Genomic DNA, 21,251 nt, shown 5'->3' with positions numbered 1-21,251 from the left:
AAGTTCTGAATTAAGTCAAGCACCTAAATTATACCGTTAATTAATGAAAAAGTCGGCCCTGCTGCTGGAGAAAATGTTTACAATGGAAGGGAGAGTTAAATTATCAGTAGTCCTGTTTTTAAATGAGGTGAACCAAATGAAATTCAACCAATTTAGCATTATCAGCGCCAGCCCGGCCCAGGAACGCCAGGAGTTGGCAATGCTGCACCTGTTGCGGGCGGAGGAAGTCGACCAGCTGACCCCCGCCGAGCTCTTCGAAACCCTGCTTGTCCGCACCCGTTTAGGTATCAACAGCCCACTGACCGCCGCGGAATGGCTGCACGACCTCCTCGCTACCCCGACCCTAGCCCTCGACGACTGGTTTAAGCTGGGGACGTCCCTGACGACTGATGTTTTTTACCGGGTCGCCTTTCAGCTGTTGCGCTTCGAACCAGAAGTCGACTTTCAACTAGACCAACCCGTTGCCAGCTGGCGAAAGTTGAATTTGCCGCTCCGGGAACACGAAGCGTGGACCAGCGCTGATGTAGTCGACGCTTTCTACCTCCTCCTCAACACCCGGGCCAAGAATGGGCAAAACTACTTGGACCTGCTGACGGCCCAAGGCTTTTTGACCTGGACCTACGACCTGCCAGCTGAACAAAAGCCGCTCTTTTTTAATGGCAAACCCATCGCCAGCTACGACCCCCAGCAGTTTATCCGGGAAGTCGTCTACGTGGAAACCGACATGGACACCGACTTTGATGGGCAGGCTGACCTGGTAAAGGTGGAAATCATGCGGCCACGGGAATCTAATATCAAGAAGGTGCCCGCAGTATTTACCGCCAGCCCGTATAACCAGGGAACCAACGATGAATGGGGCGAAAAAGCAACCCACAACGTCAACCATCCCCTCACCCATAAAACGGCCGACCAGCAGGCCCCAGCTGAAGAAAAATTCCCAACCACCTTTGCCTACCACGCCGTCAAGGGAGAGGCCCAGGAGGCCACCACTAGTTTCACGGGTACCCCTGCCTATACGCTGAATAACTACCTGGCGGTACGCGGCTACGCCATTGTTTACGCAGCCGGAATTGGAACCAAGGATTCAGACGGCTTCCAAACCTGCGGCTCGCCAGAACAAACTGCGTCCATGAAGGCCGTGGTCGAATGGCTGCACGGTGACCGGCGGGCGTTCACCGACCGGAATAGCGGCTATACCATTACGGCCGGCTGGTGTAACGGCAACGTCGCGATGACCGGCCGGTCCTACTTAGGCACCCTCGCAACGGCCGTGGCGACCACCGGAGTTGCCGGCCTCAAAGCAATTATCAGCGAAGCCGCCATTTCGAGCTGGTACGACTACTACCGGGAAAATGGGCTGGTCCGGGCAGCCGGGGGCTTCCAGGGGGAGGACGCCGACACCCTCGCTGACGAAACATTCAGCCGGACGAAGCGTCCCGCCGACTTTTCCCGGGTCAAGGGCCGTTACCTAAAGTATGTTGACCGGATGGCTGCTGCCATGGACCGGCAGACTGGCAACTACAACGACTTCTGGGCTGCCCGGGACTACCGGCCAGCGATTAGCCACATCAAGGCGGCGGTTATGATGGTGCACGGGCTCAACGACACCAATGTCAAGCCGAGCAACGTCAAGGCCTTAGCGGACGGGCTGGCACATTTGCCGGTGACCAGCAAGTTGATCCTCCACCAGGGCCAGCACATTTACATCAATGCCTTCCAGTCCCTCGACTTTTCGGAAATGGTCAACCTCTGGCTGGCTAACAAGCTCTGGGGACTGGACAACCACGCCGATGAGGTCCTGCCGAACGTCCTCGTTCAGTCCAACCTGACGCCAGCTACCTGGACCAGCTATGACCAATGGACCGCGGGGCAAACGGTCAACTACTACCTCCAAGGGCAGACTTTGACCACAAAGCCTAACGATAACGAGGCTGACATCCAACAATTCACCGACCGGCAACCGGATAACACCTACCATGACTGGTGCAAGCACCCAGCCAAGTGGCAGGCCGCACTACTCCATGATGCTGGCCGGTTCAGCCGCCACTTTACCAGTGCTCCCCTTAGCCGGGACACCCTGCTTCGGGGAACGCCACGGCTGACCTTGCAGGTATCTTCCTCCGCCGACCACGGCCTGATCAGTGCCCTGCTGATTGACCGGGGAACTGCCAAACGCCTGACCACGTCACCTGTGATCGTCAACCGGGGCGGCCTGCCACTAGGCTACCACTGGGCCAGCGATGACCTCCGTGAGTTCCAGTTGCAAAAGGCACCGACGGACTACAAAGTCGTCAGCCGTGGTCACATTAACCTCCAAAACCGCCACGGTGCCAGCCAAACCGACGAGCTCTTTGCTGGTCAACTGGTGACGGTCGAATTTGACCTCCAGCCACTGTTCCACCGTCTGGCGGCTGGGCACCAGCTCGAACTAATTATCTACGCGACTGACTACGCCTTCACCCTGCGTGGCAACGAAGACATCAGCTACCGTTTGCCGGTTGCCAACGCCAAGTTGACCATTCCGGGCAGTCAGCAGGTTGGCTAGGCCAAGGGCTGTTCTTAGCATCCCGCGCCAAAATGCGGTAAAATTAGTATTACGTTTTACCATGAATTGGCAAAGGAGAGAATTTGCATGAAAACAGGAACAAAGATTATTACGCTCGATAACGGCTACCACCTCTGGACCAACACCCAGGGCGAGGGCGACATCCACCTGCTCGCCCTCCACGGTGGTCCCGGTGGCAACCATGAATACTGGGAGGATACGGCCGAACAGCTGGCTAAGCAGGGCCTGAACGTTCAGGTAACGATGTACGACCAGTTAGGCTCCCTCTATTCTGACCAGCCCGACTACTCCGACCCGGAAATCGCCAAAAAGTACCTGACTTACGAATACTTCCTCGATGAAGTCGACGAAGTACGGGCAAAGCTGGGGCTCGACAACATCTACCTGATTGGGCAAAGCTGGGGTGGCCTGCTCGTTCAGGAATACGCCGTCAAGTACGGGCAACACCTCAAGGGCGCCATCATTTCTTCAATGGTAGATGAAATCGACGAATACGTCGACCACGTGAACGCCCTCCGGGAAAAGACGTTGCCGGCTGACGCGGTGGCCTTTATGAAGGAGTGCGAGGACCGCAACGATTACAGCAACCCAAAGTACCAAGAGTACGTTCAAATCATGAACGAACAGTACGTGGACCGCAAGCAGCCGTCCAAGCTCTACCACCTCAAAGACCTGGGTGGGGACGCAGTCTACAACGTCTTCCAAGGTGACAACGAGTTTGTCATCACCGGGAAGCTCAAGGACTGGCACTTCCGCGACCAGTTGAAGAACATCAAGGTGCCGACCCTGCTGACCTTTGGGGAGCATGAAACCATGCCGCTCGAAACCGCTAAGACAATGGACAGCTTGATTCCAAACTCCAAGCTGGTCACGACGCCTAACGGGGGTCACCACCACATGGTCGATAACCCGGATGTCTACTACAAGCACCTCGCCGACTTCATTCGGTCAGTCGAAGATGGAACGTTTAATAAGTAAAAATAATCTGAGGCCCAGAGCTCAATAAAATTCGAGCTCTGGGCCTCTATTTTAATTTGTTCCCGTAATAATTTTTAATTATGGTCGCACTAATCCTGCTTCCGACGTTTGCGACTAAGTCCGAGCCAGCCACTGGTTAGTCCAAATAAGGCTAAACCAACTGCTGCTAGTGATTCCTGGTTATTACCAGTTTGCGGTAGCTGGGCAGCGACCGGTGCGGTTTTGCCAGTATCGGCTAGTTTAGCCATCCCAGGAGTAGCAGCACTGACCCTCACACCTTGAGGATTGGACTTTTGGCTGCCAGTGCTTGGCGTAGTCGGCTCAGTCGTAGCTGGTCCTTCCCCTTGTGCCGTTGGATCCGGCAGGTAGGTAATCAAAATTGGGCTAAATTCGCTCTTCGCCGTAACCGTCACGGCTGGTGCGTTTCTGCTCGGCTTGTAGCCAGGTATCTCAGGAGCATTATACTCGGCGAAACTAGCAGTCGACCACTCTTCTTCAGGGGCGTTGTAAGTGATGTTCACCCGTTTATCCAGCGCTGCCTGCTGGATGATTTGCTGTTTGCTACCATCTGGTTTAACCACGGTAATGGTACGTGAAATCGTCTTTTCCACGTATGGGTAGTAGCCAACCATCACTGGCAGGTACGTTTTAGCCTTCAAAACACCATTATCGTCATCGAGTGAATACGGGCCGTAGTCTTTGATGTCGTTCGCGCTGAGATCTGCAAACTTAAATCCCGTAATTTCTTGGTCATTCCGCTCCCTTGCAGGCTGGAAGTCACTGTTGGTAACAAATTGAATAAACGACGGCATGGGGAAGGGGAGTGGCAAGGCAGTATTAATCTGCTTGGTCTCCGCAGTGGAAGCGTACAGCCGGATCGGGTACTTTTGGTAGTCAGAATCCGTTCCCGCCTGACCAACCCATTCGGCGACTCCTCTGCCATCCGTATCAGAAGACCCAGTCAGCACTCCATTAGCCAGCTCACCTGGATCCGTCAGCTTAAACACCTGCCCAGCTGTCTTCAAGATTGTCCAGTCATCATCGTAGGACACAATCTCGTGGGTCACCAAGTCATAGCTGACATGACCGGTCATTTTACCAAGCAGCGTTCCGTTAGTTATTGGCCAGTACCGAACTCCCTCACCATTATCATACTCATGCTTAGTAAGCGAGCCGACCATGACCGGTTCCTTATCCGAACCAAAGTTGATTTCCCTAACTTGCTGGTAATAAACGTCATTTTCTACCAACCGGTGTTCGAGCTGGTGTTTTAAATGAATCCTGACAAGCTGTGGCGTAAAGTAGCTGCTAGGTACATTATAAGTGTATTCCGTGGGGGTCGTGCTATCGGTCAGCCGATAATTGTCGGGGATTTCCACCTGAAAGCTCTCACCAAACTTCCCGTACTTATATTCGGAGTCAACCTGCTGACCGTTCCGATCGTCATCAATAAAAATAACCTCGGCAACAGTCGGGTTGGCAGCATACGTGATGCTAACGTTACTATCACTGGTGTTACTATCAACATGAAGCCGGTCCACCTTAGTTGAACTAGGCGTATAGCCGGTAATTGCCGGTACGTCATACTGGTCAAAATTGCCAGTCGTCCAAGCGGAGTATGTTACCTTCCCGGTAGCACCGTCTACACTTGCCGTCCGGGTCAACTTAACCTCTTGCGGAACGGTGGTAACTTTCCCCTGGGGATCCGTAACCGTGATGGTCCTGGTAATTATCTTATTTAAGTCACTATTAGTTACGCCGCTAGACTGGTTACTAGCAGCTTGGGGTGCCGTCTGAATGTTTGCCGCTTGAGAGCTCCCCTGGCTCCCCGCCGCTGCCGTATTTGCTTACTGGTGGCTGCACTGCCATTTTGAACAACTACTGAAGATTTTTCAGCCTCATTGGCAGGAGTTGCAGCAAAACTTGTCTCACCCGTAGAATAGATGGCAACACCAACTAAAATAGATACCACGCCAACAGACAGTTTTCGTAACGCAAACCGTTCTCGCCCCGGCTTCTCCTTTCGCAAACGTTCTTGGGTATTATTCTTTGATAATGCCATACTAAAACCTCCTTTATAATACCTAAATACACCTATACTATACCCAAGTTAGTTATGAAAAATAAGTGGATTTTTTGTCAAATAAGTGGACATTATTTAACATAAGTCGCTTAATAAGACATATTATCTACCGGTCACACCGGCCTTAATTTTCGCGCTTAAATAAGTTAAAAATCCCTTAACCGGGCCTAGTCAGGCTGCTAAATATGGTAGGATAAGATTAGTAAATATAAGATGGGAGGAGAACAACGCATCACAATAAAGCCGCACTAACTACCCGCCGATCTGGCCCGTTGTAATGTCGCTTTACTACTTGTCGAAGGAGCACAATGAAACAAGCATACCAACTAACTACTGACGAAATCATGCATGCCAACGGTCTGACAGAATTGACCGCCGGCCTGAGCGATCACGAGGCTCAGCAACGGCTTGCCAAGGATGGTAAGAACGTTTTGGAAGTTAAGCCAACACCAAAATGGAAGATTTTCCTGCGTCAGTTTAACAACATCGTGATCTACATCTTACTCGTCGCTACTCTGCTGACGATTCTAATCGGTCACTACACCGACGCCATCGTCATCCTGGCGGTGGTTATCCTCAACTCGCTGATCGGTTATTTCCAGGAGACCAGCGCTGCCAACGCCCTTGCTAAGATCCAGGAAATGATGGCCCAGCACGCGACCGTCTACCGGGATGGGCAACGCCAGGATATTGACGCCGCAAACCTGGTTGTCGGTGACGTGGTCTTCCTCGAGGTCGGAGATAACGTTCCCGCCGACCTGCGGATTGTCTCGGCCGACAACCTCCGGATCGAAGAATCAGCCCTGACCGGGGAAACCAACTCGGTCATCAAAACGGACGAGGCCCTGACCGATCCCGACGTTCCCCTCGCTGACCGGGTCAACATGGCCTACTCCTCCACCTCCGTCACCAGCGGGAGCGGAATCGGAATCGTCGTCGCCACCGGTGAGCAGACCGAGATCGGAAAGATTTCCCAAGAGGTTGCCCAGATCAAGCCGAAGAAGACCCGCCTGACGAAGGAAATCGACCACGTCGGCAAGGTCGTTTCCTACATCACCATCATCGGCTCGGCAATCATCTTCATCGTCGGTTTCTTCCTGCAAATCTACTCCCTGCCAGCCCTGGCGCTGGCCGTCGTCGCCATGCTGGTCGGGTCGATTCCAGAAGGACTCCCTGCTACAACCTCGGTCATTCTGGCTTTCGGGGTTTCCAAGATGGCGAAACGCTACCAGACGATTATCAAGTCGATGCCGGCAGTGGAAACGCTCGGTTCAGTCGACGTAATTGCAACCGACAAGACCGGGACGCTGACGAAGAATGAAATGACCGCGATTGAACTCTGGGCTGGTGACCACCACTACACGGTCACCGGGACTGGCTACGCACCAAAGGGCCAGCTGCTGGCAAACGGACACCCCGCTGAGTTGACCGACCAGCTCAAGCTCTTGGTCGAAGCCGGCTTCCAGGCCAACGATACCGTACTCAGCGAAGAAGATGGCATGTGGACCATCAACGGTGAGCCGACGGACGGGGCCTTCTTAACCCTCTACCGGAAGGTCATGGGAGTCGACTACCAGTCACCATTTAAACCACTGGACCTCCTGCCCTTCGATTCGGACTACCGATACATTGCCGAACTGACGAAGGATCAGAAAAACGACCAGCAGGTTATCTTTGTCAAAGGGTCCCCGGATAAGCTCTTTGAAATGGCTGCGAAGGCGGATCCGCACTTTAACACCGCCAAGTGGCAGAACCGGGTCGATGAGTGGTCCAAGCAAGGGAAACGGGTAATCGCCCTCGGCTACCAGACCGTCACCGGCGAAAACCTGATGGAAGTTGAACACGACCACCTCTACCGGGGAATCCACCTGCTCGGCCTTGCCGCTCTCCAGGATGCTCCGCGGGAAGAAGTGATTGCCGCCCTGAAGAAGATGAACCAGGCCGGCGTAGCGGTCAAGATGATTACCGGGGACGACCCGCAAACCGCCCGGGCCATTGGTCATCAATTGGGCTTGGCCCCGGGCGAAATCCACGCCATCACTGGTGCGGAATGGGACCGGCTCTCGCCAGACGAACAGGCAGAAGCCGCCAAGTTTAACCAGGTCTTTGCCCGGACCACCCCGCAAAATAAGCTCGAAATCGTCAATGCCCTGCAAAAGGACCAGTTGGTGACCGCCATGGTTGGTGACGGGGTCAACGATGCCCCAGCACTGAAACAGGCCGACATTGGGGTCGCAATGGGAATCAAGGGAACCGACGTGGCTAAGGACGCCGCTGACATGATCCTTGGCGATGATAACTTCGCCACGATGGCCGCGGTGATTGAAGAGGGCCGGCGGATTTACGACAACATCAAGAAGAGTATCCTCTTCCTCCTGCCGACTTCCTTTGCCGAAGGGCTGGTCGTCGCCTTCTCCATTCTGACCGCCCAGCAGGTGCCACTCCAGCCAGTTCAGCTGCTGTGGATCAACCTGGTGGCCGCCATCACGATCCAGTTTGCCTTCGTCTTTGAAAAGGCCGCGCCGGGGTTGATGAACCGGCCGCCGCGCCCCGTTTCCGCCCGCTTGATGGACCGGCACGACTTAATCCAAATGGGCTACGTTTCCGCCCTGATGGCAATCTTTGCCCTCGTTTCCTACGATTGGTTTACGGGCCACGGGAGCAGCGTCGTGAACGCGACAACGATGATGATTAACGTCATTGTCATCAGCAAGCTGTTCTACTTCTTTAGTATCCGGACCGACCGTTATGGCATCAGCCAAATCAAGACGATCACTGGCAAAGCCTGGCTGGTAATCGGGATCATGCTGGCCTTCCAACTGCTTTTGACCTACCTGCCATTTATGCAGGCCGCCTTCCACGTGACGGGAATCAGCCTGACCGAGTGGCTAGCAGTTGTTATCTTCTCCTGCCTGATTATGCTAGTGGCAGAGTTTGATAAGTGGTTACGGTTGAGAAAGGAAGCACACAATGACTAAGATTAATACCTTTATTTTTGACATTGATGGTACCCTGATTGATACCTTCGATATGTACATGCCAGCGATGGTGGAGACCCTGCGCAAGCACGGTTACCCAGTCAAGGATGAGCAGGCAACGATGAAGCACCTCTTCGGAATCACCGGGGACGACGCGCTAAGACTCTTTGGCGTCCAGGCCGCCGAACGGGCAGCAATCCAAAAGGAATGGTTCGCCCTTGCCTACCAACGTGAGGACCGGGTCAAGCCCTTCCCCAAGATTCCTGAGGCCCTCACCGAATTAGCGGCCGTTTCCGGGAACCGGCTAGGGGTGGCCACTTCAAAACTGCGGTCAGAATACGACCACTTCGCCGAGACCTACCCCTTCGCACAACTGTTTGATACCGTGATTACCTCGGCGGACACGGTCAACCACAAGCCCGACCCCGAGCCAATCCTCGCGGCAGTCGAAAAGCTCGGCGCCCGGCCAGAAGAAAGCGTCTATGTTGGTGATACCGTTAATGACCTGCGGGCGGCGAAGGCGGCTGGGGTCAAATTTGCCGGGGCCCTGTACGGTTCGGCTAATCCAGACGCCATTAAGGATGCCGACTACCCGTTAACCAGTCCCCTGGACTTACTAAAAATCTAATAAGACTTTGGCGCCCCCGTCGACGCGTAACTAGTCTTTAAAAGCACAAATAGGGTTCCAGAGTTCGGCCTTGCCGAGCACTGGAACCCTATTGTGTATTGTCTTGCTTTTATTAAAGCGAAAGGACTTCTGTCGCAGCCGCCTTCGCATTCTAAACTTGCTTAGTTATTAATCTTGTCGTTTGCGATTTACCGCGCCCAGGCCAATTGCCGTTAAGAAAGCGGTCAAGCCAAGGGCCAGCAGTCCCCGGCTATTCGCCTGCCCCGTTTGCGGCAAGTGCTTACCTTGTGCATTCTGGCTGTCAGCGGCGGACAGCTGAGCAGCAGCGGGGCTAACCGCCACACTGGCAGAAGTAGCTGTTCCCGCTCCGCTTCCTGGCGTGTTTCCTGGAGTGGCGGGGGTAACCTTCCCAGCGTCGTTAGGGTCAATCGTCTCTGGGGTTTGTGGTTGGGTGTAGACCAGGTAAACATGTTCGACCGTCCCGTCTGGAAGATCATTGTCAACCGCTTCTACTGGTGCAGTCTTAGTTGCCAGTTGCTGACCATCAACCGTGTCCCTTGCGGCCCGTTCAATTTGCCAGTGCCCCGCAAGTGCTCCCGCTGGTACGTCAATGAAGTCTTGCCGCACCTGCTGGTAACTAGCCTGGTTACCGGTAACCGTTACCCCGTCACCTGTGGCGGGAGTAAGAACCGTCCAGGTCTTCCGTGGTGTCGTCTGGTTAGCTGAATCAACAATATAAATTGGGTTGCCAGCGTCATCCTTAACAACGTTCCCGTCCTTATCTACCAGCTGCTTAGCATTGACCAAGTTGCCATCCGGGTCCGTGAAATAGGACGTCGTGTAGTTAATCAGTTGTGTTTGACTAGCCTGCAACTGGTCGTGGGCCGGGTTATCAGCCACAAAGTGCACGATCCGCTTAACCGTCTTTTGCTCCGTCTGTGAAGTGGCTTTCTTTGCCAGGTGAATCGTGTAGACATACTTAGCGTAATCCTCAATTCCCTCGCTGTGGCTTTGGTTGGCAGCATTATTAGTACTGATCTGACCAAAGTCATCGGAAACTACCACGTAGCCCTGGTCCTGGTAACCGGCAACCGCAGCATAAATTGTCCGCCGCGTTTGTTCCGCCGCATCCCGGGTATGCTGGTAACCATCCCCAGCTTCGGGAACTGACAAGTAGTTATCACGGTCACCACCGTACACGTTTAGGACCTTGTTATTCGTATCATCAATAATTGAGACCTTGTAAGTTGGCCCGTAAGGATCGTAAACGGTAATCCCTGAAAGGGTGCTTAAATCCGCATTCGGGTCAATCGTGACTGCCGGAGAGTAGCCATACGGCAAGTCGTAGCCCTGCGGGTGTCCATAGTGTTCCTGGTAAACGTACTTCGGGAAGGTGTTCGTAGTTACCGCCTGCCAAGGACTATAAGTGGTGTTGCCAGCACTATCAGTGGCCTTTTCCCGAGTAAATTCAAGTGACTGGGAACCTCCGTAGTGCTGAATCTCCGGGTGGTCGAGGTTGTCACCAGAGTCGTCAGTGAAACCATAATAGAAGGTCCGGGTAACCGTCATCCGGGTACCGTCTGCGGAAATTTCCACTATTACGGCCTCATGACGGGCGGCTTTAGGAACCACATCGCCAATCTTGAGCTTGCTCTCGTCGTACTTATAGGTCACCGTTTGCAAATCCTGCCAGTCGTTAGCGGAAACCTTCCAGGAATCGATGCCAAAGTTCATTTGGTAGTGGCCCCCAACCGCTGCTTCGTCTGCAATCCAATCCGTAACGGTTGGTGAAGCAACTTGGTCATAGTCGATTGTAATCGGGTCGGTCCCGTCGTTTTCAATAGTCGTGACCTTGCCAGTTTGGAGGTTTTTGATCGTATAAGTGACGGTCTGCTTCCCCGTTGCCTTATCAATTACCACCACCGGTGTCACTTCGTATTGGACCTGGTAATCTGGAATCAGTTTGCCATCATCATCCACCATCTGGCTGCCATCATAGGGGTAGGCCCGGCGGTAATGGATAGTCCGGGTAATCGTTTTCGTTGGGTAGTCAGCGTGTGTTTCTACCCGGTGCTTGAGGTGGATTTGCACCGTCATCAACGAATCTGTAAATTCTGTCGGCAGGGTATAGCTGCCATTCAGGACATAGGGATCATGACGACCAGTCAGCGCCCGCAGCATCCGGTCAACACTCCGGGTGCCGTTATTGTACGCGGTGGTGCTGATTTTTTCACCAATAAAACCGTGTGCATAATGGTGGCCGTTATTTTCACTTGGCAAGTACGGGCTGTCGATAATTGCACCATTATTGTCGTCATCGACAAAGGTCAAGTCCACCGTCGCGGGCTGCTTGGCCGGTTCGCTAGTGCTAGTCGCCTGCGCTGAACGAGCTGCCGTTGGTGAAGCTACCTGATGGGCGCTATTGACCGACGCACCTGATTGGTCGCTAGTGGCCTGGGTCGTTTCCGTTACAGTAGACTGCTTGCTATTAAGTGCCACCGCATCCTGGTGGGTGACCGGGGAAGCCGCTACCGTTGCTACAGACTGGTCATTACTATCGGCCAACTCAGCATTACTACTAGCGTGGGCGGTTGTGTTTCCAGCAACAACAATGCTAGTTCCTAATAAAACGGAAGCAACTCCAATGCTAAGTTTGCGCAAGCCAAACCGCTGCTGCTCTTGCGTGTGGCTACGTTGATACTCCTGCTTATTATATTTAACCAACATATTTCCTCCCTTGAGTTAAGTACAATTAGAATATAATAAAAGTATTATACACTGCTTGGTAAGAGTTGAAAACACCTTTAGTTCATCCTAGAATATTTATTTAGGGTCTTCCAAAGGAGTGGTTAACGATGACCTTCTATGCAGAAAGCTATTTTGAACAGCAACAGCAACTGGAGAGCATGATCAACTATGCAATCATGGTTCTTCTCCTCATCCTGATTGTCTTTAATGTCAGTCGCTACCTTCGCCACCGTCTACATTCACGCAACCGGGACCTCGGAATCATCTTTTTTCTTCTTTTGCTAATCTTCACGGGCTTGCAAATCACCAACTTGGAACATGACTACCACCAGCACGCCCAGACATTACAAATGCGGCCCTTCATCCAAGCCGTGGCTAAGGATCACGGCCTGCGGGCTTCACAAGTCGTTGTTAATTCAACAACGCTCACGGACGGAATCCTTGTCCGCTTCCGGGGTCGCGACTACCGGGTCAATATGAGCCCCAACGGCGATAACTACACGCTCACCCGCGCCCACGTTGTCGACCACACCGTCACCATTCGTAAGTAAAGGAGTGAGCATATGGACTACGGTCTGATTACGATTAAGTTCATCCTCGGGATGGTCTGCTTAATCTTTCAAATCAACATTCTTGGCAAGGGGAATCTGGCCCCGACTTCTGCCGTCGACCAGGTTCAAAACTACGTCCTCGGGGGAATTATTGGCGGAATTATCTATAACCGTGACATTACGGTCCTCCAATTTGTAATGGTTCTCCTCATTTGGACCGTAATTGTCTTTATCGTTAAATTTTTCAAAGAACACAACCGAATAATTCAAAAGGTAATTGATGGCCAGCCCCAGATCTTGATCAAAAACGGACAAATCCGGGTTGAAGAGTGCATGCGTGCTGGCATAACCGCTAGTGAGCTCATGTTTCGCCTGCGCACCCAGGGGGTCTACGAGCTCAGCAAGGTCAAAAGCGGCATTCTGGAACAAAACGGCCAGCTGGTTGTAATTGAAAATAACGAGCAAGATGTGCGATTCCCCCTTATTAACGATGGACAAATCAACCATGACGTCCTCGAATTAATTCACCATGACAATGACTGGCTGCTAGAGCAAATTCACCGGGCCGGCTACCAGGAAGTCAAGGACATCTATCTCGGTGAATACGTCCATGGTCAATTACACCTAACCCCTTATCCCAGTGATTAACGAGCAACGAGGGAACGTGACAGAAGTCATTTATGACTTCGTCTTCACGCCCCCGTCGACGCGCAGCTAGTCTTTAGAAAGCACAAAGAGGGCTTCAGAGTTCGGCTTTGCCGAGCACTGAAGCCCCTTTGTGTACTGCGCTGTTCGTCTTTTATCTAAGTAATAGTACTTATGTCACAGCCTCTCTTACTAGTTCTTAACTATTATCCTTCGTGCCAACTACTCCAGTCCTACGCCCAGTACGTGGCTCTCAGCACTTCCTATTTCTTAAAAAGTGCCGCCATCTTGGCAGCTACCGCCGGGTCTAAATTATCGGCCAGGGTGCTCTCTTCTTGCTTGTGCTCCTCCTGCTGGTTCTCAATCGTCTGGGCCAAGTCATCAGCGACTGCCTGTTCCCCGACCTTGACCGGGTTAACGTTTAGCCGGCCCCCGGCAGCATCAGCGTGACCACCACCGCCAAAGTATTTTTCAGCAAATTTAGCCACGTCCAGCTTGCCGTTACTCCGGAGGGAAACGCTGACCGGGCTGATCACCAGAGCGGCCTCCACATCCGGATGCTGTTCCAAAAGCGCGTGGGCAATCTCCGACTTGTAATCACTCGCGTAGACGATGCCAAATTGGTGCCCGTCTAATTCGGTTTTCAGGACATCCTTGAGGTGGCTCTTGAGGTACTTCGCCCGCCGCTCATTCAGGGTCCGGATCAGCAATTGGTTAGCCGCGTGGTACTTTTCCCAGCCGGCCGCGAAAACATCCGCCACAAAGGAAGCCGAATCTTGCAAGGGGTAGAACCAGAAGAGCTGGTCCAGCTCGTCAGCTGCGGTCCGTTCCTCGTCGGCCATCTCCGGGTCGTTTTGCCAGTCCCAGGTATCGTAAGCCCGGATTAATTCCACCAGGTAGGCTAGTTCCTGCCGCCGCTCTGCTGGCAGGTCAGCAAAGTGGGGCTGCTGGGTCAGCCAGTCCCAGGCTAAGCTGGCCGCACTTGGGTTCACCTGCGGATTGGCTGGCACCACGCTATTGGCGGCGTACTTTTGCCGCAAGCCGGCCTCGCTCTCGTGGTGGTCAAACACCAGCCAGTGGTTGGCAAAATTGGCATTCAGCTGTTGGAAGGTGTAGTCGCTATCCGGGGTCATATCCATGATGTAGACGTCCGTAAAGCGGCCGGCCTCTGGGCTCCGCAGCCAGCGGGCAAATTCGTCATCGATCCGCCCCGCACCGCAGTTGGTCATGTCAAACTCGACATCCCCAAACATCGTTGGCTGAACTGCCTGGAGGAGCATTGGCGCGCCAAAGCCATCTAAATCATTATGTGAGAAAAGTTTAATTAACCGTTTGACCATGTTCATGTCCACCTTATTAAATTTATTTAAGCTCATTATACAATTTTTTATCCCGGACCGCTGAACCGGCCAGCGGATTAACTGACAGGTCCGGCACAAATTGGTATGATTGAGGTAATCAGCTTTTTGAAAGGACCATGTCATCATGAAAATATATGATTACCGGCAGGAACTGATTGACCTGCTGAATAACACCAGTGCGGATCCAGCTAGTCTGACACAGACCCTCCGCAGCCTGACCACCATTGTCCACGTCCTCAACCACTATGCAGAGGTTCCCGTGTCCCCGGCCGTTAGCGGCCAGCCGCGCCAGACCAAGCCCCGGTTCCACCAGCACCAGGTTCACCCGGCCAACCAGCCACTGCCTGAAAATAGCAAGCGCCAGTTGAAATCACTGCTGACCGGCCCCGCGACCGACACCCAGGAAGAAAATCAGCGGCCGACCGTCAGCCAAGCCCAAACGGCAGCTGCTCCCCAGGAAATCACCCCTGAGGAACGCCTGGCCGCCGACAACCGCTACATCGTTCACCGAAAGCTAAGCGGTGCGGAAATCAACCACCACTACTACTCGGAAACGCTACTCCACCGACTGCCCTTTGCGGTTAACGACGGTGATATCGTTGAAGTCGACCCCCAGCAACGGGTCCGGGGACTGCCCACCATCCGCCGTGTAACCGGCGACCAGCTGCCTGACTACCAGCCAGAAAAAGTAACGGTGATTGAATACGCGGAACTCAAGCCGGTTCCCGGTTCGGATGTTCTCCAAATCAGCAGCACCCTAAAGAAGAACTCACTCCTCGACCAGGCACCGGAAAACACGATCGTTGTGGACCCCTTCAAGTATCCTGGACGGAACCTCAAGGCGGGAATGGTTATCGACTACGCCTACTACGACCGTGACAACGGCCTAAGGGATGCCGCTGATGGTGCGATTCGCTGGATCCACGAAAAAAGCGACTACGACACTACTAAGCAACCGGTCAAGCCCAAGCAGGTCAAGAAGGTCGCCCACCCACGGCATGATTATGAAAAGAAACTTGACTACGACCTAAAGCAGCGGACCGTCCTCGTGATTACCGGGGTCCGGGATAAGGTGCAGGGTCTCAAGCCGGTCATCACCAAGCACCACGGGGTCTTTCACGGCCTCGACGCCTCTGCAGAAGAAAAAGTTTCCTCCTCCACTCTCAAGCGGGAGATTCGCAATGCTGATATCGTCGTGGTCTGCATTGATGCAATCCACCACCGGATTAGCCAGCTGGCTAACCACCACGCTAAACGTTATGAGAAGCCCCTGGCCATTGCTAACGTCACTTCGAATACGGGGGTTGAACGGGCAATTGGCCGGGCATTAAATGGCGACCCTGCCTATGCAGCTGCGAGTGAAAAAATGGATTAATTTAAAATTCCTATTGACAATCATTAGACTATGGTTAAAATAATAAGCAACATTTTAATTATCTGATCGCAATGAGAAAGAAGAGTAGGTTGTCTGTTACCGGCAGCGAGTCCCGTGAGGTGTGAGGGGATCGGTTAACATTCGACTGAAAATCACTTTCGAGTCCTAATCTTAAAATCCAGTAAGATTAGGTGGGTACACCCATTATCGTGTCAGCGTATCGCTTATTAGCCGTACGTGAAGAGGCCGGAGAACGGCCTGAATAAAGGGTGGTACCACGCCACGGCGTCCCTTAACCAATGTAAGTTGGTTAAGGGACTTTTTTATTGGATCAGAATAATTGCCATTATTTTATCCTAGGAGGGATTTACCATGCGTGATTTAACATCACCTCGTTTATCATTCAAGCAATATTTGATCGTTGCCTCACTATTGTTCGGGCTCTTCTTCGGTGCCGGAAACTTGATTTTCCCCCTGCACCTCGGTCAGCTGGCCGGGGCCAACTGGGCTCCGGCCGCCCTGGGCTTCTTAGTAACCGGGGTCTTGCTGCCGCTACTATCGGTCCTCGCCGTCGCCGTTACCCGGGCCGAAGGGGTCTATGACATCGGCCTGCCGCTCGGGCCGGCCTTTGCCCTCGTCTTCATGGTATTGATTCACGCCACGATTGGTCCCCTCTTTGGAACCCCGCGGACTGCAACCGTCTCCTTTACCGTTGGGGTCGCCCCGTTCCTGCCAAAAGTTGCTCAGGGCTGGGCACTGCTCCTCTTCTCGGCGCTTTTCTTCTTAGCCGCCTTTCTCTTCTCCTACAAGGAAAACCAGATCCTGGCTAACGTCGGCAAGGTCCTAAACCCCGTCTTTTTGGCGCTCCTCTTCCTCGTCTTTGTCGTGGCCTTTGCCAATCCGCTGGGGAACCCCGCTAGTGCACCGGTTACCAGTGCCTACGTCCACAATGCCGTCACCAACGGTTTCTTGGAGGGTTATAACACGATGGACGCCCTCGCCGGCCTCGCCTTTGGGGTCACCGTCGTTACCGCTGTTCGTTCGATGGGTCAGCGCCAGGCCAAGGATGTTTCCAGGGTAGTCGCTAAGTCCGGGGTCCTTGCGGTAAGCGGCATCGGGCTGATCTACCTGCTCTTAATCCTGATGGGCGCCATGTCCCTGGGACGGTTTAAAGTTTCCGCCGATGGTGGGGTCGCTTTTAACCAGTTGGTCAACGCCTATGCCGGTGCCTTTGGTCAGGTTGTCCTTGCCTTTCTCCTGACCGTAACTTGTTTAACCACCGCGGTAGGCCTGGTGGCCGCCTTTGCCCAGGACTTCCACAAGCACTTCCCTAAGGTCAGCTACCACGCTTGGCTGGCCCTCAGCTGCCTCGCTTCATTTCTAACAGCAAACTTCGGTCTGGATCAAATCATTGCCTGGTCAACGCCAATGCTAATGTTCCTCTACCCGCTCTCGATGGTTCTAATCCTGCTATCGGTCAGCTCGCCGCTCTTCCACCGGGATGGGGTTGTCTACTTCTTCGTCGTACTGTTCACCGTTGTTCCAGCACTTGGCGATATGGTAGTTGCCTTTCCAGCAGTCGTCAGTGCCAGTCACTTTGGACAGGTGGTAGCCGGCTGGCGCAGCACCCTGCCACTTGCTAGCATGGGTCTTTCCTGGCTCGTACCAGCGCTGGCAGGCCTGGCCGTTGGGCTTGTCTGCCACCACTTCCGCCGGCAACATGCAACCGACGAAGGTACTGAGTTAAATTAACGCAGCGAAAGAGCGTAGAAGTAACATTACTAAGTAAAAAATCAAATGAGGTCTAAAGCTCGACTAAGCCGAACTTTAGACCTCTGTTTGTGCTCGCGGGGGTTCGCCACAGGGCTAGCTGCGGGTCGAAAGACGAAGTCATAAATGACCTCTGTCTCCCCTTTTTCTACTTATCATATTGTGCTAGCTTAAATTTCTTAATCGCGTAAATCAGCTTGCTGGCGTAATCCGGATCCGTTGCATAGCCGCCGGTTTGCAAGGCCAGTGCTGCCTGCCGGTATGTCTTGGCCGTTTGGACCGCCCTGAAACGCGCGTGATTATCACTCGTCCCGTTGACAATCAGTTGGGTGTGGGCGTTGATTGATGCAGCCCAGCTATTATAGGTTTGAAAGTATTGCTTGACCTTCACCGTCTTGCCATTCACGTTTTCTGTCGTGTACATCCGCACCCGGTTACTCTTGCCGTTCGCCTTGATACCAAAAAGGTTATTATACTTCGCCGCCAGCTTGCTCCGGCCCCAGTCGGATTCCAATCCCGCCTGGGCAATCGTGATGCTTGCCGGGATGTGGTACTTTTTCTGTTCCCGCTGGGCTGCCGGGGCCACCTGTTTGATAAACTGCTGGACCGTAATGTCGGTCGAGTGGCGCTCACGTTGCGGCTGCTGCTGAGTATGCAGCTGGTAGAGTCCCACCACCAGCAGGACTAGCAGAATCCCACTGATGAGTGTCCCGATAATTAGAGGCTTGCGCTTAATTTGCATTGCCGCCCTCTCCCCTCGTCTGATTCTTTTTCCCATTATAAGAACCAGTGAGCGTTGATACGAGCACTCCAACGGAAGTTTTAGGGAATCTTCGCAAAATAAGCACAGAAACTACTTATTCGATAGGTGCTGCTTGACCTTATTAAACCGTTTGGCGTCCAAAACCTTCATCTTCGGGAAGCTCTTAATCATCCGCCGCTCATTCCAGCTCAACGCGGTCCCAGGGTGCTTTTGGAGGTGGTCAACAAAGGTCTGGTCCCAGTGCTCCAACTGGTGGCGCCGCAATTGCCGCTCCTCTGGCAGGGCCTTTTTGACCCGCTCCCGCAGCTGCTCTTGAAAGGCGTTGATCCGCTGGTCCCACTGCTTGGTGGTCATGTGGAAGTGCTTGATACTGATCATCGTCAGCACAGTATCAGTTCCCATCCCCACAACAATCAGTAGGGCGAGCATTCCATGGGTCCAGCCTTCCTCCCAATTAATCACCCGTTGAATGAAGGGTTGGATGTAGCGGACGAGGATAACCACCCCAATTCCCCAGAAAAGGGAGATCTGGGGTGCAATCCGGCCCTGCAGGTTCCCCCACAGGTCTGAGTAGTCCCATAGTTTCATGTGAAACACCTTTTCTAAAAAGAGGCTGGCAACGTATTCAAAGACGCTGGCGACAATCATCCCCACAATAAATAGGAGGATAACGTTATCCCGCACTCGGTAGGTCGTAATCAGAATCGTGGTGACGGCAAAACCGTAGACCGGGCAGTAAGGGCCAAACAAAAATCCCCGGTAAGCATACTGGTGGTCCTTAATCGAACAATAGGCTGTCTCCCACAGCCAGCCAACGACGGAATAGGTAAAGAAGAGCACAATCACTTCCGAAAGTGTGTAGGGCATGTTGGGCCTCCTAGTTCTTTAAGCTCAGTTTTTCAACATTTAAAATTTTATCCAGCCAACCGGTGTAGAAACTCTCCTCGTGACTGACCAGAATCAGGTTGCCCGGGAATTCCTGGAGTGCTTTTTTAAGGCCCTCCTTGGTTTCATCATCCAGGTGGTTGGTCGGTTCATCCATAATCAGGAAGTTACAAGGGGTCAATTCCAAGATTGCCAGCTTGACCTTCGTCTGTTCACCACCGGAAAGCTGGTGGAGGGGCTTCATCGTATTGGCGGCGTTAATCCCGGCCCGGGCCAATTTCGTCCGAATCGTCCGCGGCTGCATCGTCGGAAACATATTTTGAATTGTCTGCAAGGGGGTAAGCTGGGGATCATCCCATTCCAGGTCCTGGTCGAAGTAGTTAACCTTCGCGGATGGTGAGAAGCTGGCCTTCCCCGCGAGTGCCGGAATCTTTTTCAGGATTGACTTAATCAGCGTTGACTTGCCGACCCCATTGAAACCGGTAAAAAGGAGTTTCTCCCCCATCGTCATGGAGAAGGTCACCGGGGCCAGCAGGGGCCGCCCATAACCAACGGAGAGTTCGTTGACCCGCAGGGCGTTCGCCGAACCGGTATTCTCATACGGAAAGTGAAAGGTCGCCTTGAGGTTGTCAGCTGGCGGATCGGTCTTTTTCATCCGTGCCAGCATCTTTTCCCGGGACTTGGCCATCGTCGACTTGGAGCCGGCCTTGTTTTTCCGAATGAACCGTTCAGCCTTTTCAATTACGACCTGCTGCTTTTCGTATTCCCGCTCCTGAGCCTCCTTGCGTTCTTCCTTTTGCCGCATCGCCTGTTGGAAGCTTCCCCGGTACTTGGTAATCTTGCCAAAGGAGACGTCACAGACCGTGTTGGTGACCCGTTCAAGGAAGTCGTAGTCGTGGGAAATAATCATTGCGGCCCCCTGGTACTGGTTGAGGTAGTCAATCAGCCATTCGATGTGGGCAGTGTCCAGGTAATTGGTCGGTTCGTCAAGAAGGATAACGTCCGGATTTTCCAGCAGCATCTTCGCCAGGATAATCTTGGAACGCTGGCCGCCACTCATCTCAGACACCACGTGGTCCTTGCCGATTTCAGTCAAGCCCAAACCGTTCATGACCCGCTCGATTTCAGTTTCAATGTCGTAGAAGTTATTGGCATCAAGCTGCTCCTGGATGCGGCCGGCCCGGGCCAGCAGGCTGTCGTCCATCTTCGTAGCGTAGTCCTCATACAGCTTATTCATCCGGTCGTTCAATTCGTATAGGTTGGCAAAGGCCGTGTGGAGAAACTGAATCAGGGTCATCCCCTTGGGAATATCCACGTACTGGTCCAGGTAGCCAATCTTGACTCCCTTTTGCCACTTGACCGCCCCCTCGACCGGGAGGACCTTACCAATCAAAATTTTAATCAATGTTGACTTGCCGGCCCCGTTTTGACCAACAATCCCCATGTGTTCGTGTTTTTCCAACTGGAAGCTGGCGTCTTCATAGAGTTTTTTATCGGCATAACTCATCGTCAGCCCTTCGACATCTAAAACTGCCATTCTTTTCTCCTTTATGTCTATCAAGCTCTTATTTTCATAGTATCACAGCCGGCCTGGTACCAGCAATTCATCGGGTTCGCCAACAAAATGAGAAGATTTTAATATTTTCTATTGACAGGGCCAGGCCGCTTAGCTATACTAAAAAACAATTACTAACAAGGGAGTAAGTTTAATGAAGCAAAATCAGTTCAACAAGCAAATTAACCGTTGGCAAAGCCGGTAGTTTCAGGTTGATTCGTCATGGATGCAACCTGAAAAGCAGATTGCATCTGTGCCGGCTGATTTTGCAATCATTCAGTCCGCATGGATCCACATGCGGACTTTTATTTTGCCCAGCGAAACGGGAGTCCAGGTCATGTGGGCTCCCGTTTTTATTTGGAAAG

At 52.9% G+C, this 21,251-nt stretch carries 15 protein-coding genes and 1 other annotated feature; of the genes, 8 read left to right on the top strand and 7 right to left on the bottom strand.

The window, feature by feature from the left end:
- Window positions 1-136: 136 nt before the first annotated feature.
- Both FC49_RS05095 and FC49_RS05090 read left to right on the top strand, forming a co-directional pair.
- Window positions 137-2,545, top strand: coding sequence for a Xaa-Pro dipeptidyl-peptidase (locus tag FC49_RS05095; RefSeq protein WP_056984443.1), 2,409 nt, complete (start codon window positions 137-139; stop codon window positions 2,543-2,545).
- A gap of 87 nt (window positions 2,546-2,632) precedes the next feature.
- Window positions 2,633-3,544, top strand: coding sequence for a proline-specific peptidase family protein (locus tag FC49_RS05090; protein WP_003712929.1), 912 nt, complete (start codon window positions 2,633-2,635; stop codon window positions 3,542-3,544).
- An 89-nt stretch (window positions 3,545-3,633) separates the two neighbouring features.
- Here FC49_RS05090 and FC49_RS05085 read toward each other — a convergent pair whose 3' ends face one another.
- Both FC49_RS05085 and FC49_RS05080 read right to left on the bottom strand, forming a co-directional pair.
- Window positions 3,634-5,343, bottom strand: coding sequence for a mucin-binding protein (locus FC49_RS05085; RefSeq protein WP_341459435.1), 1,710 nt, complete (start codon window positions 5,341-5,343; stop codon window positions 3,634-3,636).
- Window positions 5,298-5,606 (bottom strand): YSIRK-type signal peptide-containing protein, encoded by a 309-nt coding sequence (locus tag FC49_RS05080; protein ID WP_056984442.1) that lies wholly within the window; start codon window positions 5,604-5,606, stop codon window positions 5,298-5,300. The genes FC49_RS05085 and FC49_RS05080 overlap by 46 nt, the downstream gene beginning before the upstream one ends.
- A 329-nt stretch (window positions 5,607-5,935) precedes the next feature.
- On the opposite strand from FC49_RS05080, the gene FC49_RS05075 reads away from it, so the two are divergent.
- Both FC49_RS05075 and FC49_RS05070 read left to right on the top strand, forming a co-directional pair.
- A complete protein-coding gene (locus tag FC49_RS05075; protein WP_056984441.1) occupies window positions 5,936-8,605 on the top strand; it encodes an HAD-IC family P-type ATPase in 2,670 nt (889 codons plus the stop codon).
- Entirely contained in the window at window positions 8,598-9,233 is a 636-nt protein-coding gene (locus FC49_RS05070) for an HAD family hydrolase (RefSeq protein ID WP_003715534.1), read from the top strand. The genes FC49_RS05075 and FC49_RS05070 overlap by 8 nt, the downstream gene beginning before the upstream one ends.
- Before the next feature lie 168 nt (window positions 9,234-9,401).
- Here FC49_RS05070 and FC49_RS05065 read toward each other — a convergent pair whose 3' ends face one another.
- The gene (locus tag FC49_RS05065) at window positions 9,402-11,957 is read right to left on the bottom strand and encodes a YSIRK-type signal peptide-containing protein (RefSeq protein WP_235804871.1); all 2,556 of its coding nucleotides are present in this window, start codon (window positions 11,955-11,957) and stop codon (window positions 9,402-9,404) included.
- Window positions 11,958-12,088: 131 nt separating this feature from the next.
- Here FC49_RS05065 and FC49_RS05060 point away from each other — a divergent pair, with 131 nt between their 5' ends.
- Window positions 12,089-12,532 (top strand): DUF3290 family protein, encoded by a 444-nt coding sequence (locus FC49_RS05060; RefSeq protein WP_003715501.1) that lies wholly within the window; start codon window positions 12,089-12,091, stop codon window positions 12,530-12,532.
- Between the two features lie 12 nt (window positions 12,533-12,544).
- The gene (locus FC49_RS05055) at window positions 12,545-13,180 is read left to right on the top strand and encodes a DUF421 domain-containing protein (protein WP_003715545.1); all 636 of its coding nucleotides are present in this window, start codon (window positions 12,545-12,547) and stop codon (window positions 13,178-13,180) included.
- A 260-nt stretch (window positions 13,181-13,440) separates the two neighbouring features.
- On the opposite strand, the gene FC49_RS05050 is transcribed toward FC49_RS05055, so the two are convergent.
- Window positions 13,441-14,517, bottom strand: coding sequence for a DHHA1 domain-containing protein (locus FC49_RS05050; protein ID WP_056984439.1), 1,077 nt, complete (start codon window positions 14,515-14,517; stop codon window positions 13,441-13,443).
- Between the two features lie 145 nt (window positions 14,518-14,662).
- On the opposite strand from FC49_RS05050, the gene FC49_RS05045 reads away from it, so the two are divergent.
- Window positions 14,663-15,913: a DUF2325 domain-containing protein gene (locus tag FC49_RS05045; RefSeq protein WP_003715522.1), complete on the top strand. Its 1,251-nt coding sequence runs from the start codon at window positions 14,663-14,665 to the stop codon at window positions 15,911-15,913.
- Between the two features lie 62 nt (window positions 15,914-15,975).
- Window positions 15,976-16,209: a binding site (T-box leader), on the top strand.
- A 76-nt stretch (window positions 16,210-16,285) separates the two neighbouring features.
- A complete protein-coding gene (gene brnQ / locus FC49_RS05040) occupies window positions 16,286-17,665 on the top strand; it encodes a branched-chain amino acid transport system II carrier protein (protein WP_056984438.1) in 1,380 nt (459 codons plus the stop codon).
- Window positions 17,666-17,831: 166 nt separating this feature from the next.
- On the opposite strand, the gene FC49_RS05035 is transcribed toward brnQ, so the two are convergent.
- From FC49_RS05035 to FC49_RS05025, 3 genes are all read right to left on the bottom strand, one after another.
- Window positions 17,832-18,425, bottom strand: a complete 594-nt coding sequence (locus tag FC49_RS05035; protein ID WP_056984437.1) for a glycoside hydrolase family 73 protein — start codon at window positions 18,423-18,425, stop codon at window positions 17,832-17,834.
- A gap of 111 nt (window positions 18,426-18,536) precedes the next feature.
- Window positions 18,537-19,313: a putative ABC transporter permease gene (locus FC49_RS05030; RefSeq protein WP_056984436.1), complete on the bottom strand. Its 777-nt coding sequence runs from the start codon at window positions 19,311-19,313 to the stop codon at window positions 18,537-18,539.
- A gap of 10 nt (window positions 19,314-19,323) precedes the next feature.
- Entirely contained in the window at window positions 19,324-20,868 is a 1,545-nt protein-coding gene (locus tag FC49_RS05025; protein WP_056984435.1) for an ABC-F family ATP-binding cassette domain-containing protein, read from the bottom strand.
- Between the last annotated feature and the right edge of the window lie 383 nt (window positions 20,869-21,251).

This window comes from Limosilactobacillus oris DSM 4864 (assembly GCF_001434465.1).
In the GTDB taxonomy this organism is placed as follows: domain Bacteria; phylum Bacillota; class Bacilli; order Lactobacillales; family Lactobacillaceae; genus Limosilactobacillus; species Limosilactobacillus oris.
This window is presented reverse-complemented; position numbering and strand designations above follow the sequence as displayed.